The sequence below is a fragment of the Ornithinimicrobium pekingense DSM 21552 genome, assembly GCF_000421185.1.
In the GTDB taxonomy this organism is placed as follows: domain Bacteria; phylum Actinomycetota; class Actinomycetes; order Actinomycetales; family Dermatophilaceae; genus Ornithinicoccus; species Ornithinicoccus pekingensis.
Genome location: NZ_ATWJ01000007.1, coordinates 333,560 through 348,628 on the forward strand (window position 1 = coordinate 333,560; position 15,069 = coordinate 348,628).

Genomic DNA, 15,069 nt, shown 5'->3' on the forward strand with positions numbered 1-15,069 from the left:
CAAAGGAGAACTCATGCCGCGCGTGCTCTTGGCTGGCGAAAGCTGGGTCGTCCACGAGACCCACCAAAAGGGCTTCGACACCTTCACCAGCACCACGTTCGACACCGGCGCCGACGCATTTATCAAGGCGGCCGCTTCGCAGGGCATCGAGGTCGAGCAGATGTACGGTCACGACGTCCCGGCCAGGTTCCCCCGCACCGTGGAGGCCCTGTCCGCCTACGACGTGGTGATCATCTCCGACATCGGGTACAACTCCTTCGTCCTGACTCCCGAGACGTGGAGCAAGGGCGAGCGCAGCGCCAACTCCCTCAAGGCCCTGGTCGAATGGACCAACGCCGGGGGCGGGCTCATGATGGCCGGCGGCTACCTCAGCTTCCAGGGCATCAACGCGGTGGCCAACTTCGCCCGCAGCCCGCTCGCGGACGTGCTGCCGGTCACGATGCTGACCTGCGATGACCGCATCGAGGCGCCCGAGGGGGCCGAGGTCTCGGTCGCGCAGACCGACCACCCGCTGTCCAGTCTCCTGCAGGGGGCGCCGCACCTGCTCGGCTACAACGAGGTCCACGCCAAGGATGATGCCGACGTCATCGCCACGGTGGGTCAGGACGTCCTCTTGGCCACCCAGAGCGTCGGGCGGGGACGCAGCCTCGCGTGGTCCACCGACATCGGCCCGCATTGGTGCCCCCAGCCGTTCCTGGACTGGGACGGCTTCGCCCCCCTCGTGGGCGGAATGCTGCGCTGGCTCGCCGGCGAGGAGATCCGATGATGCGCCCCCTGATCATCGACTGCGACCCCGGGCACGACGACGCCCTCGCCCTGCTCCTAGCCGTGGCTTCCCCGACGCTTGACTTAAGAGCGGTAACCACCTGCTTCGGCAACTGCTCGGTCCAGGACGCCACCCGCAACGCTCTACGGATCCTGACCCTGGCCGGCGCGACGCACATACCCGTCGCGCAGGGTGCTTCTGGGCCGTTGACCGGCGAAGTGGCCCTCGGCAACTACGTCCACGGTGTCTCCGGTCTGGACGGGCCTGACCTGCCCGAGCCAGGCATGGAGGTAGTCGCCCAGGACGCCGTCAAGCTGCTCGCCGACGTCCTGCGCAACTCGGATGAGAAGGTCACCCTGGCCGTCACCGGGCCGATGACCAACGTGGCCCGCCTGCTCCAGCAGCACCCCGAGCTCACCCCGCGCATTGACGAGATCATCTTCATGGGCGGTTCTACCGAACGCGGAAACCACACTCCGACGGCGGAGTTCAACACCTACGCCGACCCCGAGGCCCTCGACGTCGTGCTCCAGACAGGCGTGCCGGTCCGCATGATCGGCCTGAACCTGACACACCAGGCACTGGCCACCCCGGAGGTCGTCCGGCGCATGTCTGACATGCAACACAGCGTCGGCCAGATCTGCGCCGGCTGGATGGGCTTTTTCGGCGCCTCCTACCGCAAGGTCTGGGAGTTCGACGCGCCGCCGGTCCACGACCCATGCACGATCGTGGCCCTCATCGACCCTGGGGCTGTCACCTGGCGTGAGGCGTTCCTCGCGGTCGAGCTCGAGGGCCGATGGACCCGCGGCACCACCGTGGTGGACCTGCACGAGCGTTACCCCGACCAGGCCCCCAACGCCCAGGTCGCCACCGTCCTCGATCGTGACCGATACTGGCGCATCGTGCTTGAGGCCCTCGACAAGCTCGGGACTGCCGCGTGACCAAACAGGCCGATGTCATCGTCGTTGGGTCGGCGAACCTCGACACCACGCTTCGGGTGTGTCGTGTGCCCGCGCCGGGGGAGACGCTGCTTGCCAGCGGCAGCAGTGTCACACCCGGTGGCAAGGGAGCGAACCAGGCGGTAGCCGCTGCGGCCGCCGGAGGGAAGGTGCACTTTATCGGTGCCCTCGGCCGGGACTCGGCCGGTGAGACGATGCGCGAGAGCCTGCGTAGCCACGGGGTGGACATCTCCGGGACGCACCTCCTCCAGGCCCCCACGGGCACGGCCACCGTGATCGTTGACGACTCAGGCGAGAACCTGATCGTGGTCAACCCAGGCGCCAACGCGCTGCTCTCAATCGAGCACGTCGATGAGGTCCTGGCCGAGATCGAGGCACCTGTGGTGCTGTGCCAGCTCGAGGTGCCGCTTGAGACGGTTCGGGCCGCTGCCGAGCAGAACCCAGGGCGCACCTTTGTGCTCAATCCGGCGCCCATGATGTCGGCAGATCGGCTCGCCTCCGTCCTGCTGCTGACCGACATCCTCGTCCCCAACCAGTCCGAGCTAGCGCAGCTCACCGGCCGAGAGGTGCCCACGACCCTCGATGAGGTAACGGACTGCGTCAACGGACTGGAGTACCGCGGCGCCGTCGTCGTCACGCTCGGCGCCCTGGGCGCGGCCGTGTTCCAGACCGTTGACGGAGCAGCCACGCACGTCCCTGCCCCGATCGTCAATACCGTCGACACCAGCGGAGCTGGCGACGTGTTCTGCGGCGTACTGGCCTACGGACTCAGCCAAGGCAGCGACCTCGTGACCGCCACCCGTCGGGCCGTCGCGCTCGCGGCAGAGAGCACCACCTTCCACGGTGCCCAGATGTCGAGCCGGAACCCGGTATGAGCGCCCTCAACAGCGCGGACACCCAATGGGTCAGCGACGGCATCGCCCACCTGTCAACGCTCGTGGACAGCGATCTGCCCGGCTGGTCCCGCACCGGCTTCAGCGAACAGGACGCGGCTGCGCGCGACTGGATCCACGGACAGATGCGGGCTCTAGGGCTGTCGGTCTCCACCGACCCCGTAGGCAACGTGATCGGTCGCCTGGACGGTCAAGACCCGAATGCGCCGGACATCGTGATCGGCAGCCACAGCGACACGGTGCCTGGCGGTGGCCGTTTCGACGGCATCGTCGGGGTGGTGGGTGCACTCGAGGTGATCCGGATGCTGCAACGCTCAGACGTCCGGCTGCGGCACGGACTGAGAGTTGTCGACTTCTCCAACGAAGAAGGCAATCCTCAAGGGGTCAAACTGGTGGGATCGCGAGCCGTCGCAGGGACGCTCGGAGCACAGGCGCTAGGCGCCACGGACGACGAGGGCCGGACGTTGGCCGAGCTCATGGCCGCCGGTGGACGCTCACCGGAGCATGTCGCATCGGCCCGCTGGGACCGTCGAGACGTCGCCGCCTACCTCGAGCTCCACATCGAGCAAGGCCCCCACCTCGAGGAAGCGGGAGCAAGTGTCGGTGTCGTCACTCGCGTCTGCGGCATCAGCACCTTCGCGCTCGAAGTGCAGGGACGCCGCGACCACGCAGGCACCACACCCATGGCGACACGCGCAGACGCGCTCTGTTGCGCCGCTGACGCGGTCCTGGCGGTGCAACGCATAGGGGCCAGCGGCACCGACACCGTCGGCACGGTCGGTGCAGTCACCACATCCAGTCCGTTGACCAACACCATCTCCGAAGATGCTCGAGTCACAGGAGAGTTCCGAAGTCCCGACGAGAGGCAGCTCCACGAGCTGCAGCGAGCTCTCGCCCAGACAGTGCCCGAGCTGGACGCACGACACCGCACCCGCTCCGAGTTGATGTGGAAGACGGATGTCCCCGTAGTGATGGATGAGGCCCTCTCGAACCTCGCCATCGCCGCAGCAACAAACGTCGGGCACCAGGCACTTCGCGTGTATTCAGGTGCCACGCACGACAGCGTCGAGATGTCTGCGATGATGCCAAGCGCGATGATCTTCGTGCCCTCAAGGGCAGGACGAAGCCATTGTCCCGAGGAGTGGACCGACTTGGTGGACATAGGGCACGGCGTTGACGTCCTCGCCGAAGCCGTACGTCTGCGCGACCAAGCACCCTGAACCCAGGGGAGTGGTATGCCCGCCGTCGTCGCGCTTCGGGCCTCGTGGACGGACGAGTCTCCGTGACCTGGCAGAACTGCACGGCGACGTGCCGCTCGCACAGCGTCGCAGGCACTGCTGGACTGCTGCACAGAGGTGACACGTGTAACCCTACGTCGCCGGCGGACGGGGACGTGTCTGCTTAGCCGTCGCTGGTAGGGCAGTGGCAGTCGCGCCTCGGCTACAGCTGCCTCGGGGCAGAAGTGAGCAGATGCACCCTGCAGGCCTGTCACAGAACTGGCACACGCGACTCAAGGCCCGTATCGCCGCAGGTCAGAGCGATCTAGGTACGTTTCCCGCCGCCTCCACTCACGTGTCTCACGCTGTGGATTGTCATCACAGCACTGCCCGAAATCCGCACAACTGCGCGGTTTCGGGCGGTGCGCCGAGATCGCGGAGCCTGCCTCGTGGTGAACCAAACTGCCCGTTTCCGGAAAGTTTCTGGCGCACAGCTGTCACAAGACTCGGCCGCTCCGGCGTCGGGCAACTTGCGCGTCAAGGTACCCATCTCGCCTCGCTTTGAGGCCCATGTCCCGAGGACAGCGCGGGGGGAGGGGATGGAGGTTGCGGGGGGGGTGCGAAACCCCTGGGCTCAGCGCAATGACAAGTGGTCATACTGCTGACGCAGCGAGGTCTGATGTCAGCATCGCCGCAGCCGGGGCCGCTCGGTGAGAGATTCCCGTCATCTACATCAATGCCGGCAGTAGGAGGTGCATTCCCCACCCGCACTTCCGTTAGATGCCGCGGTGACTTCTTAGAGAAAGCCTTGGTCGAGAGGTTAAACGTGCTCCACAACAGCGACTTGATCAGGCGCGCAGGCTTGGACTCCGGCGACGCGGACTAGTTGGCTACTGCCGAGGACGTCGACGCGATTCAGCCACCGCCGCCCTGTAAAAGCACGGGGCGACCTGTTCTGCCGACGGAGCTCCAGGCACTGAGGAAGCGGTCACCGCACACGACGACACCCAGTGGCGTACGCCGGGCGCAACAAGGAGGAGGTGTCTGAAACCGCCTGCTACGTCGACCCCTCCCCCCGCCCCGGCAGCTCAGGCCTGCCGGGGGGCGTGTGGTCGAACTCAGGTAGCCGCGTGGTACGCGTCCTGAATCTCCTGGGAGATGCGGCCACGGCTCGACACCTTGTAGCCGTTCTCGTTCGCCCACTCCCGCATCTTGCGAAGCTGCGCACGGTCGGTCGGGGCGCTGCCACGACTGCCACCGGACTGACGACGGCCACCAACGCGACGGGCGGCATCGGTGTACTTCTGAATGACGTTGGCGAACTCGTCCGCCTCCTGCTGGGAGAGGTCAATCTCGTAGTCAGCGCCGAGGAAGCCAAACTTCACGGTCTGGCCGTCCTCACCCAGCTCCTTGCCGGTTAGATCCGAGACAAGGATGGTGATGACCGTCTGCGCCACTATGGCTCCTACGTGGTGTGTGGAGATGACGTTTGATCTTACGCACTATGAGCCCTCAGCCCCAAGAAGCACACCCGGCCGCCGACCACCGGAGCAGCCCAGCCCCGGTGGTGACGAGATGACGCTCCGCGGTACTGGCGAGTCCTGTGACGGTCGGGCGCGGTTCTTGTCCTGGGGGTCCGCGTGAACGCGAGCTCGGTCTTGGTGGACAAGGGGCGAGCGTTGGCTCGTTCAGACTCGTGCCCTTGGGCAGCACGAGCTGGCTGCCGTTGGTGAAGCGGACCTCGATCCAGGTTGAGGATCTGATCCGTCGCCTCCTAGTCGCCCTTGACCACGGCCTTCACCTTGAAGACCGCCTTGATCTCGATGCGGTTTCCCCTTTTTACGATGACGATGTTGTCGAAGAACAGCTTGAGCGGCGACAGCTTCTTGCCCTGCATCAGCCGCAATTTGACCCAGTTGAACGAGTCGCAGGTTCCGGGCGGAGTTGTCCGCGCCGAGGTCCAGAACGTCCTACAGCCCGGCCGGTGCACTGGTCACGGAGGTCAGGGACGTTGCACCGCCACCTGCGGCATGTACGGAGTAACGGCGCCGCCTCGAGCGTGGCTTCACCGACACGGCTGGCGCTCCCGCCCTCCACCGTTGCCGGAGCAGCAACCTGCCCCTCAAGGAATGATCAGTTGATCGGTGCTTGGACGTTGAAGAGAAGGTGGAAGGTCCCACCTTCGGTGCCGTCGCCGGACGGAAGGGCGGCTGACGTCGAACTCCACGCATTCCAGTCGAACCATCCCTTGTCCTTTCGGTGTTCTGTGCCGGCGGGCATGGACCAGATCTCGTCTAGGACTCCGCCAGATAGCTTGGTTCCAGCAAAATCGCAGTCCAGAGCACGCGGTGGCCCCTTGTCGCCCAGGAGCGCTGATCCGAGGCGAATTTGCACCAGATAGAGAAATCCTTGGAATGGCGACTCCTCGAGTGCGTACAGTGTCTTTGTTCCAGATGGCGAGCCCGTGAGGGTTAGGCTAAGCTTCTTGATGGTGGTGAATTTGATGCCCAGCACGTCGTGCTCGGGATGAATCTCCCAAACTCGGAACCACGGGTCTGGGATGGCAAGTTGGGCTTGGTTCATCTGTTCGTCGAAGGTCACTTCTATCCGTCGTTTGGAGTTCCATTCCAGGGGAAGCATGGCCCCGCTGGCGGGTGTGAAGGCCGTGATGCGCGGCGGCGGGGGAGGCGGGGCCGGTTGACCCACTTTGATTGTCACCGAGTCAGCGGCGACGTGGCCGTCGGAGTCGGTGGCCTCCACGAGGACGGTGTGCTGCGTGTGCTCGTACGGTTTGTCTTGGTCGTCCCAGCTTAGGGTCGTGGTCAACGACGTTCCTGCACCCAAGGGCTCGTGTTGGGCATCGTGGTGGGAATCGAACCACTGCACGGAACCACCGGACAGCTCTCCGTCTTCTGGGTCGCTTGCCTTTGCCTTCAGCTCCAACCCCGTCTCGTGTGCCGATGGGAAGGTGCCTCCACTCTCGGGTTGAGTGATGGTCACGGTCGGGAGGTGGTCCGAACGGGGCGTGCAGCTGAACCCATAGCTGCCGAAGGACGCGAGGAAGCGGCGGTGCGAAAGCGGGTCGAGCGTGACCGTGCCCCGGGTGTCGACCTTGAGGTCGGCCAGAACAACCCACGGGGAGCAACAGTCGGGGCAGGGCCGGGTTCCGAGCCTTCGGATCCGCTCGCTGCACCCTACGGCCTCCTGCAAAGTCTCCACGGCCGAAGTCTTGTTAGTGGTGGAGCTCGTGTTTCTTGGGGCGGCGTAGCTGACGTCCTGGTGTGGTTGCTCGCGCAGGTCCTCCTGGTAGCAGTCGGGCAGCGAGTCGAGGACCGCCAGGGTGTAGGTCTCACCCACCCGGCTGTACTCGCACGGGTTGTCGTCGCACCCACAGTCGCAGGCGGTACGCACCGGACGACGTTGCTCCTCCGCGTACCGCACGGCGAGGTAATAGGTGCGCTCGGGATCGCGCCGCTGGCGCACCGGGGCGCACCAAGGGTCAACCGGCGGCGCGCATCCATCGACTCCGTCGGGGCGCGGCTGGCGGATGTCGATCCGCACCGGTCCTGGGACGCACACCTCGTCACCGCAGCCAGACAGCGCGTAGCCCTCCCCGACCGTCACCGACCACGGCTGCGCCGCACCCTGCTGGTCAAGCGTCTGCGTGACGGTCAGGCCGCACGCAACGCCCCACCCGTGGAGCATCCGGTTGTGCCGGCGGTTGCGCCCGATCACCCACTGCTGGAGCGCCTCGAGGTCGCTCGGGCCCACGAGCTGACCGGCGAACCACCGCGGGCGTTCGCTGGCGCCCCCGCAGGTGGCGCAGCGGTGCCCGCCGCAGTCGCAGTCCCTGCCGTGCGTGCCGCAACCGGCCGTGCCTCCGCCGCAGCCGCGGCATCCCTCCGTGAGCCCCGACTCACCGACGCCGAGTTCGACCGTCCTTACATGTGCACTCATCGTCATCACCTTTCGTCGTCGTCAGGGCTGGTGGATGAACATGCCCCAATGCACGAGGCCCCCGGGGGTGCCGTCGTGCAGGGTCTGCCCATCGGTGGCCAGTGGGAGGAAGGCCGGCAGCCCGTCGGGGAAGAGCTCCCTGGCCCACAGTCGGTAGAGGGTCTGGCTGTCGATCCCCGTCCCGGCGAAGTCCGCGTCGAGCAGGACGACGGGGTCGTCCCGTCCGACCGGGGACCTCTGGTGGACCGGGGGCGTGGAGCGCAGCTGGACGAGAAAGACCCGGGACATGAACTCCGGCCGGACCATCGGGAAGCGGTAGTGGGCTCCGCCGTCGTTCTCCGTGACGACCTCGCCGGCCTCGAGCTCGATCTCCCGGGCGGAGTAGAGCGTTTCCCCGTCCTGGTCGAAGTTCCACACGCGCAGCCAGTCCTTCGGGGCGGCGAGGGCATCGTCGGACAGGGCGCGGGAGATGAACAGCTCCACCCGCGGTTGGTCGATAAAGCTGCGCCACTGGTGGAGCTCGTCCTCGTCCATGTTCTCGTACTCCCACGCCGTGGCACCGGGGGGCCACACCGCCAGCAGCTGCGGTGGCAGCGCGACCTGCTCGCGCGCCCGCAGGACGACGTGCAGCTCGCCGCCGGCGAAGCCGTTGCCGGTTGGCAGGGTCAGCAGCGGGGCGTTGACGGCGTCCGCCGCGAAGGAGGCGGCGCCGCCGTCTGTCGTGAACGGCTCCACCTCCCACAGCCGCTGGCGCTGCTCCCGGCTGAGGCCGGTCGCGGCGAGGTCCGGGTCGAGGGCGAGGTGGTCCGTCGCCGCGGCCTGCACCGGCCCCGGCGACGTCGACCGCGCCATGACGACGACGCACGCGCCTGGCGGCAGCATCTCCTCCCGTAGCTCGACGGTGTAGGCGGCGCCGTCCCCGCCCGGCGGGAGGGCGACGTGGTCGAGCGCGCCGGCGGCGCGGGCGAGGGAGAGGCGGGTGGCGCCGTGCTCCGGGTCGAGCACCCACACGCCGAGCCACGCCATCGGGTCGTCCAGGCCCTGCTCGCCTAGGTCGCGGTCGAACGCGAGCTCGATGCGGTGAGACTCCGCAAACGCCTTCAGCGCCTCGTCCAGGTCGTCCGGCCGTGGCCAGAGGTCGGTGATGCGCGGCGGCTGGACGACCTGCGGCGGGTGGCAGCACTCCTCGACCCGCTCGGCGAGGCACAGGATGAGGTCGAGCAGCTGGCGGTTGGACCGGATGACCGACCGCACGCTCGTGTCGACGACGATCCCGTCGTCGTCGTCCAGCTCCACGGTCGCCAGCGGCACGCACGCCTCGGCGCACGCGCACGACCGCGGGTCGAGGTCGTCGAGGAGCAGGCGCAGGTCCTCCCGTGCCGGGTGCTCGTCCTCGTCCTCCTCGTCGTACTCGCCGTCGTCATGCTCCGTGTAAGGCTCCTCCTCGTCGACATGCCCGATCAGCGCGTTGCACACCTTGTCGGGGATCCCGACCCGCTCGGTCGCGCCCTCCGTGACGGTGACGGCGAAGGACTCGCGCACCATGGACGGCACGCAACGCGGATCCTCCGCGCAGCCCTCCGGCGGGAGGGCGACCGGGTCGGTGCCGCACTCGTGGAGGCACAGCGACACGGTAACGATGCCGGTCCTGAGATGCTCCTCGCCGGGGCGTCCGCACGCGTCGGTCAGCCGGGCAGGGTCGACCTCGACGTCCCGGGGGACGACGACGACGCGGCCGTGGCCATCGACGGCGACCCCGTGGCCCACGATGAGCGTCCCGTCGTCGGTCAGCGTCACCTCCAGCCCGCACAGCACCCCGGAGCCTAGGCCGAGGCGGGTGACGATCTCCCGCGCCCGCCGGTGGTAGGCCTGCTCCGCGCGCCAGTGGCGGACCTCCATGAGCTTGCGCGGGAAGAACAAGTTGCGCTCCAGCGGCCGGGGCGGGTCGCAGGTGCAGTCGTGGTCGCACCGGCAGTCGGTGGCGGGTGTGCCGATCCCATGGGTCGCGCTCATCGTGGGTCTCCTGGTGCGGGTGACGGGTCGGTGGGGGCCAGCCGAGCGGTGCCGAGGCGGATGGCGGGGCCGTCGATGCGGGGGTCGTGCGCCTCGTCGATGGGCAGGCCCGGCGGGCCCGTCCCAGGCAGCGCGTCGGTGCCGACCTCCACCGGCAGACGGGTGGTGCGCGTCGTCGCGCAGGTGCGGGCGAGCACGTGCGCCGGCCGCTCGCGCTGGACGACGGCGTCCACGGCGGCGACGTCCGCGGCGGAGCCGTCGGGCACGTGGACGCAGATGCGGTGCGCCAGGGCGCCGTGCACCGGCAGCCCGGCGTCCACCGGGGCGGTGAGCATCGACCGGTCGAGGAGCGCGGTCGTGTCCAGCACGGGCGGCCCCGGGTCGGCCGGCAGCAGGCCGGTCGTCAGCCCGAGCGCGCTCGTGCCCAGGTCCGCCCCGAGGCGCCAGATGAGGGCGCGGGCCAGCGGCTCGACGACGTCGACGGTGAGGCCGGTCTCGCGCCGGACCTGGTCGCGCAGGCCGAGGGCGGTGCCGCGGCGGGCGTACCGCTCGACGGCGGAGCTCACGGTCTCGCGGCGGTCGTCCTCGCCTCTGGGCAGGCGGGCCGGGTCGAGCGCGACCCACGCCGCGAGTCGCCCCAGCCACGGCGCGTCCTCCCGGTCCGGAGCCACCGCGGGGCTGAGGAGCGTCGGCAGCTCGTCGAGGACCGACGTCGCCTGCTCCTGCGTCGCCCCTAGCAGTCCGAGGTAGCGCCCGAGTAGGCCGTCGCCGTCGTCGACGTCGCCGGCGGTCGTCTGCCGGTAGGCCGGTGGGAGCAACGTGACGAGGCCGTCGTCGCCGGTCTCGACGAGGACGTCGGCGACGCGCGGGGTGTCCCCGCCGGCGCCGCCGAGCTCGAGCCCCACCCACAGGTCGCCGACGCCGGTCGCTGCGGCCAGCACCCGGACGTCCAGCGCCCCGGTCGGGGCGGCGCGCCAGCGGTCGGCGGGGGTGACGGCCGGCCCGAGGGCGGGCAGGTCGGCCGCAGGGTCGGGTGGTGGCGGGGGCCCCGCCCCGACGACGACCGTCCACACCCTCAGCCACGCCGGTTCGGTGACGGGCTCGGCGAGCCGGACCACGACCCGGCGCCACCGGTCCGCCGTCGTCGTGTCGACCTGTGCCGGGTCGGGGCGGCCCGCCCGCAGCACCGCGACCCCGTGCCGCCCGTACCCGCCGTCGTGCTCCGCCAGGGCGAGCGCGCCCTCCTCCACGGCCGTGCCGTAGTGCTCGGCCCCTGCCCATTCGCGCGCGAGCCACCGGTAGGCGCTCATCGCTGGACCCCGATCCACTGGACCGACCACGCCAGGGTGGTCGCGACGACGTCGAGCAGGTCGCCGTGGCCGACGACGGCCGGCGGGTTGACGTCGACGGCGGCCGTCCCCGCCACGGAGACACCGGCGGGCAGCGGCACCAGAACCCGGAACCGGCCCGCCTCCGGCGCCTCCACGTGGGGCACGCCGTCGAGGACGCAGGACGCGCCGGTCGGCGACGCGGCGGCGCTGAGCAGGCGATCACCGCCGAGGTTGACGAGGTAGACCGGGACGTCTCCGAAGCCGGCCTCGGCGGTGTCGACCTCCGTCTCGACGGCCCACACTCGGCCGGCGTCGTCCTGCCTGGCCTGCCACGGCGTGTAGCCGGGCCACGTCGCCCCGCTCGCCGCGTAGGGGGTCGGCGGCGGGTTGAGCAGGCGGCGCGCCGCGGGGTCCGGCGGCTGGCTGAGCCGGCAGCCGTGCACCGCGACCTCGGCGAGGACGACGTCGAGGCCCTCGCGGACGGGGCCGTCGAGCCACCCGACGGTCGGGACGTCGGACCGGCGCACGGCGCCGCGCGTGCCGCAGGCGCCCGCACGGTCGACGACGACGGCCTCCTCGTCCTCGGTCCAGCGCACGACGAGCGCGAAGGGCACCGGGTCCCCGGCGGGGCCGGAGGCGACCGGCGGGACGGGCACGGTGAGCGGGTCGTCGACGACGAGCTCACGGCCCTCGGCGTCGAGCGCGTACCCCGCGCCGAGGGCGACCTCGGTCCCACCGCGCCACCCGGTCACGGTGAGGCCGCTCGCGATGCCCCAGCCGTGGAGCATCCGGTGGTGCAGCCGCCGCAGGCCGGTGTCGACGTCCTGCCCGGCGGACAGGTCCTCGGCAGTGAGCAGCTGGCCGGGGAAGAACTGCGGGCGGTAGGCCGGGAACAGCGGGTCGAACGTCATCGGAACCATTCCTCGGTGGGCAGGGTGGGACGGGGGGCCGGGACCAGCGCCAGCCACGACACGGCGTGCGGCGCGGTGTGGAGCGCGGCCGCCGCCGTCGTGCTCTGCGCGGGGTAGCGAGACCGGACGGCGAGGACGAACCCGGCCGCGTCCGCGTCCCGGACCTCGACCGTCGTGCCGAGCGTCCCGGCGGGCGCCGGCCCTGCGGGGGTGCCGACGACGACGGGGTCCGCCGGCAGGCGGTGCTCGCCGAGGTCGACCTCGACCTTCCACGCGGCCGCGCTGCCGGTGGCCGGCGCGCCCCGCGGGACGGTCCCGGCCAGCCGGCGGATCGGGCCGGGGCGGCGCAGCCACTGGCGGTGCCCGTCACCGTCCTCGACCTGCCACCAGTCGTCCTCGCTGTCGTCGTGCGGGGTGACGGTCGCCAGCGGGATGTCGAGGTGCGCGAGCCGGCCCGCCTCACGCACGGCGACGAGGCCCTGCGGTCCCTGCCCACGAGCGTGCAGCACGACGGCCAGCGGCCCGGTCGCCCTCACCGGGACCGAGTGGGTGGCCGCGAGGACGACGACGCGACCGCAGCGGTCGATCCCGAATCCCCGGGTGACAGTCACCCGCCCACCCCGCGCCACGACCTCGAGCCCGGCCGAGCAGCCCCAAGTCCGGTGGGCGGCGACCTGGTGCTGGGCCAGACGGGCCGCGGGCAGGTCGGGCGCGTCCCGCAGGTCCATGCTCAGCAGCCAGGCACCGGTCACGTGGCGCAGCCGGGTTGGGGCGGTCATCGTGGTCCTCCGGCGGTGAGGTCGAGCCGCCCGGCCACGACGAGGTGGGTGCCGCTCACGGGGATGTCCCCGCAGCCGTCCGGGCATCCCGGGGTACTGAGCGCGAGGTGCTCGACCCGGTCGACGGCGGCCAGCGCGTCGAGCAGCTGGAGCACCTCGGTGCGCCGCACGGTGCGGCCGAAGGGCCACCCGAGCCCGGCGGGGCCGCCCGTCACGGGGTCGAGGAAGGTCTCGAGCGCGCGGGTGGCCTCGGTGACCACCGCCGCGGCGCTCCTGCCGGGGCGGGTGACGAGGTGGGCACGCACCCCGACCTCCACGTAGTCCGGCCCGACGACGAAGACGCGGGTGCCGAGCGTGCGCGCGGCGGCGAGTCGGCCGCGGACCCGGGCGAGCAGGCCGGCGGACGGGGTGGGCCGGCCGACCGGGAGCCCGGGGACGACGACGACGGTGACGCACCCGTCGGCGCGCACACCCGGCAGCCGGGGGTCCACCTCCGGCAGGGCCCGGGCCCGGCGCAGTGCGGTGCCGGCGGTGGCCAGGGCGATCCGTTCGAGGTCGAGGGCGGTGACGCCGCGCTCGGGGACCCCGAGCTGCCGCACCGCCGCGAGGGGCAGGTCGTCCAGGCTGCGTCCGCCGGTGAGCTCGACCGCCGCGCGGAGCCGGTCGTGGACCATGAGCGTGGCCTCGGCGCGGGCGGCGGCCTGGCGGGTGCCCTCCGCCGGTGCCCCGGACTCCCGCCCGGCGACGAGGGCGGCGTGGGTGGCGCCGACGTGGCCGCCGAGGAGCACGGCGGTCCGGTCGTCGTCCGTGAGCCGCACGCCCGTCGGCGGGGTGAGCCCGCCCAGGCCGGGGGCCGTCGTCCACCGTCCGGTCGCCAGCACCGTCGCGCCCGGCGTGAGCGTGGCGCCCTGGCGGCCGTCCCCGAAGCGCAGGCTCAGCCCGTCGGGATCCGGCGCGGCGGCGTACTCGGTGGCGTGCGCGACCGCGAGGTCGGGCAGGACGCGGACCGGGGACGTCGTCCCGTCCGGCTCGGTCACCCAGAGCGCCGGCGGCTGCCCGCACCACGGATGCGGCAGCCGGAACGTCTCCTCCGGCACGCCGGTGGCGACGCCGAGGACGGCGAGGTCGGCGACGAGTCGTCCCGAGGTGCCGGCCGTCGGGGCCACCCAGCGGACGACGTCGACCACCGGCAGCCCCTCCGTGCCGCCCGGCGGGTCGAGGCTCAGCGCGAGGACCCGGCCGTCGGCCGAGCAGACGAGCCCGACCACGGCCCGCGGGAACGGCTGGCCGGCGGAGGGCGCCCCCGAGACGGTGGCGTCCGAGGGCACGGTCACGCTCGTGCTGTACGGCGCGGTCGCGACCGCCTCGCCCACGTCGACGTGGAGCGCCGCGAGCGCGGGGGCGACGTCGTGCCGGCCGGCGTCGATCCGGCACCGTACCCACGCGCACGAGTGCCCGGCGAGGACGCCGGTGGCCTGGTCCCCGAGCACCGTCACGGGCACCATTGGCAGCTCGAGGCGGACCCGTCCGGGAGCGGTGAGCGCGGCGGTGTCGTCCTCGGCGTCGAGCGCCTCCCACGCGGTGCCGTCCCACGCCTCCCACCCGGTGCGCGCGTCGTGGTGGCCCGGGCCGGCGGCGGCGCGCTCGGGGCCGCAGAGCCCGGCCTCCGGGACGAGCCACAGGTCGAGCGTGCCGGACAGGGACCCGCCCGGGGGGAGCAGCCCGAGGACGACGGCGTCCCCGGGCCGGGGGTCGGTGCCGAACGGGTGCACGGTGCGGCCCGCCGTCAGCGCGCGCGTGAGGTCGGTGGCACCGCTGCGGTACTCCTCGTCCCCTGCGCCCGGGGCCGCGTGGGCGACGACCGCGAGCGTGGCCCCGGTGAGCGCCACGTCGTCGAGCAGGGTGAGCGGCGTCTCCTCCTCCTCGAGCAGGCCGGAGAGGCCCAGACCCGCCGGGATGCGCGCCGCGGTCGAGGAGAGCCCGAGCAGGCAGGTGGCCGGCCGCGGTGCCCGGGGTGGCATGCCGACGAGGGAGAGCAGCAGCCGCCGCTCGCGGTCGGTCACGGCGCTGGAGCGGTAGCTGTCGGCCTCGACCGACCACGCGAGGAGCTCGAGCGCGGCGATGCCGGGGTCGCTGACGTTCTGGTCGGTCCACGCCGGTGCGACGATCGGCAGCTGGGCACGTCCCTGCCGGACGAGGTCGCGCCAGCGCAGCGTGTCGGTGACGGGCGGGAAGAGCGGCAT

The 15,069-nt window shown here is 71.2% G+C and carries 12 protein-coding genes; 4 read left to right on the top strand and 8 right to left on the bottom strand.

Going from position 1 to position 15,069, the window contains the following annotated elements; all coding sequences use genetic code 11:
* Positions 1-13: 13 nt before the first annotated feature.
* From K330_RS0103645 to K330_RS0103660, 4 genes are read left to right on the top strand one after another with little or no spacing between them, the layout of a single operon-like run.
* The gene (locus K330_RS0103645) at positions 14-766 is read left to right on the top strand and encodes a glutamine amidotransferase (RefSeq protein ID WP_022920501.1); all 753 of its coding nucleotides are present in this window, start codon (positions 14-16) and stop codon (positions 764-766) included.
* Positions 766-1,707, top strand: coding sequence for a nucleoside hydrolase (locus tag K330_RS0103650; protein ID WP_268238277.1), 942 nt, complete (start codon positions 766-768; stop codon positions 1,705-1,707). The genes K330_RS0103645 and K330_RS0103650 overlap by 1 nt, the downstream gene beginning before the upstream one ends.
* The gene (locus K330_RS0103655; RefSeq protein WP_022920503.1) at positions 1,704-2,600 is read left to right on the top strand and encodes a ribokinase; all 897 of its coding nucleotides are present in this window, start codon (positions 1,704-1,706) and stop codon (positions 2,598-2,600) included. The genes K330_RS0103650 and K330_RS0103655 overlap by 4 nt, the downstream gene beginning before the upstream one ends.
* The gene (locus tag K330_RS0103660; protein ID WP_022920504.1) at positions 2,597-3,838 is read left to right on the top strand and encodes a M20 family metallo-hydrolase; all 1,242 of its coding nucleotides are present in this window, start codon (positions 2,597-2,599) and stop codon (positions 3,836-3,838) included. Before K330_RS0103655 ends, K330_RS0103660 begins: the two co-directional genes overlap by 4 nt.
* 1,115 nt (positions 3,839-4,953) lie before the next feature.
* Here the strand turns inward: K330_RS0103660 and K330_RS0103665 are convergent.
* From K330_RS0103665 to K330_RS0103700, 8 genes are all read right to left on the bottom strand, one after another.
* Positions 4,954-5,292 (bottom strand): histone-like nucleoid-structuring protein Lsr2, encoded by a 339-nt coding sequence (locus K330_RS0103665; protein ID WP_022920505.1) that lies wholly within the window; start codon positions 5,290-5,292, stop codon positions 4,954-4,956.
* Positions 5,293-5,609: 317 nt separating this feature from the next.
* Positions 5,610-5,732 (bottom strand): hypothetical protein, encoded by a 123-nt coding sequence (locus K330_RS24465; RefSeq protein WP_022920506.1) that lies wholly within the window; start codon positions 5,730-5,732, stop codon positions 5,610-5,612.
* 236 nt (positions 5,733-5,968) lie between these two features.
* A complete protein-coding gene (locus tag K330_RS0103675) occupies positions 5,969-7,606 on the bottom strand; it encodes a hypothetical protein (protein WP_156875675.1) in 1,638 nt (545 codons plus the stop codon).
* A gap of 207 nt (positions 7,607-7,813) precedes the next feature.
* Positions 7,814-9,805: a hypothetical protein gene (locus tag K330_RS0103680; RefSeq protein WP_022920508.1), complete on the bottom strand. Its 1,992-nt coding sequence runs from the start codon at positions 9,803-9,805 to the stop codon at positions 7,814-7,816.
* A complete protein-coding gene (locus K330_RS22445) occupies positions 9,802-11,115 on the bottom strand; it encodes a phage tail protein (RefSeq protein WP_022920509.1) in 1,314 nt (437 codons plus the stop codon). Before K330_RS22445 ends, K330_RS0103680 begins: the two co-directional genes overlap by 4 nt.
* Complete coding sequence (locus K330_RS0103690) at positions 11,112-12,047, bottom strand: hypothetical protein (RefSeq protein WP_022920510.1); 936 nt, start codon at positions 12,045-12,047, stop codon at positions 11,112-11,114. The genes K330_RS22445 and K330_RS0103690 overlap by 4 nt, the downstream gene beginning before the upstream one ends.
* Positions 12,044-12,826, bottom strand: a complete 783-nt coding sequence (locus K330_RS0103695; protein ID WP_022920511.1) for a hypothetical protein — start codon at positions 12,824-12,826, stop codon at positions 12,044-12,046. The genes K330_RS0103690 and K330_RS0103695 overlap by 4 nt, the downstream gene beginning before the upstream one ends.
* Positions 12,823-15,069, bottom strand: a complete 2,247-nt coding sequence (locus tag K330_RS0103700) for a baseplate J/gp47 family protein (protein ID WP_022920512.1) — start codon at positions 15,067-15,069, stop codon at positions 12,823-12,825. Before K330_RS0103700 ends, K330_RS0103695 begins: the two co-directional genes overlap by 4 nt.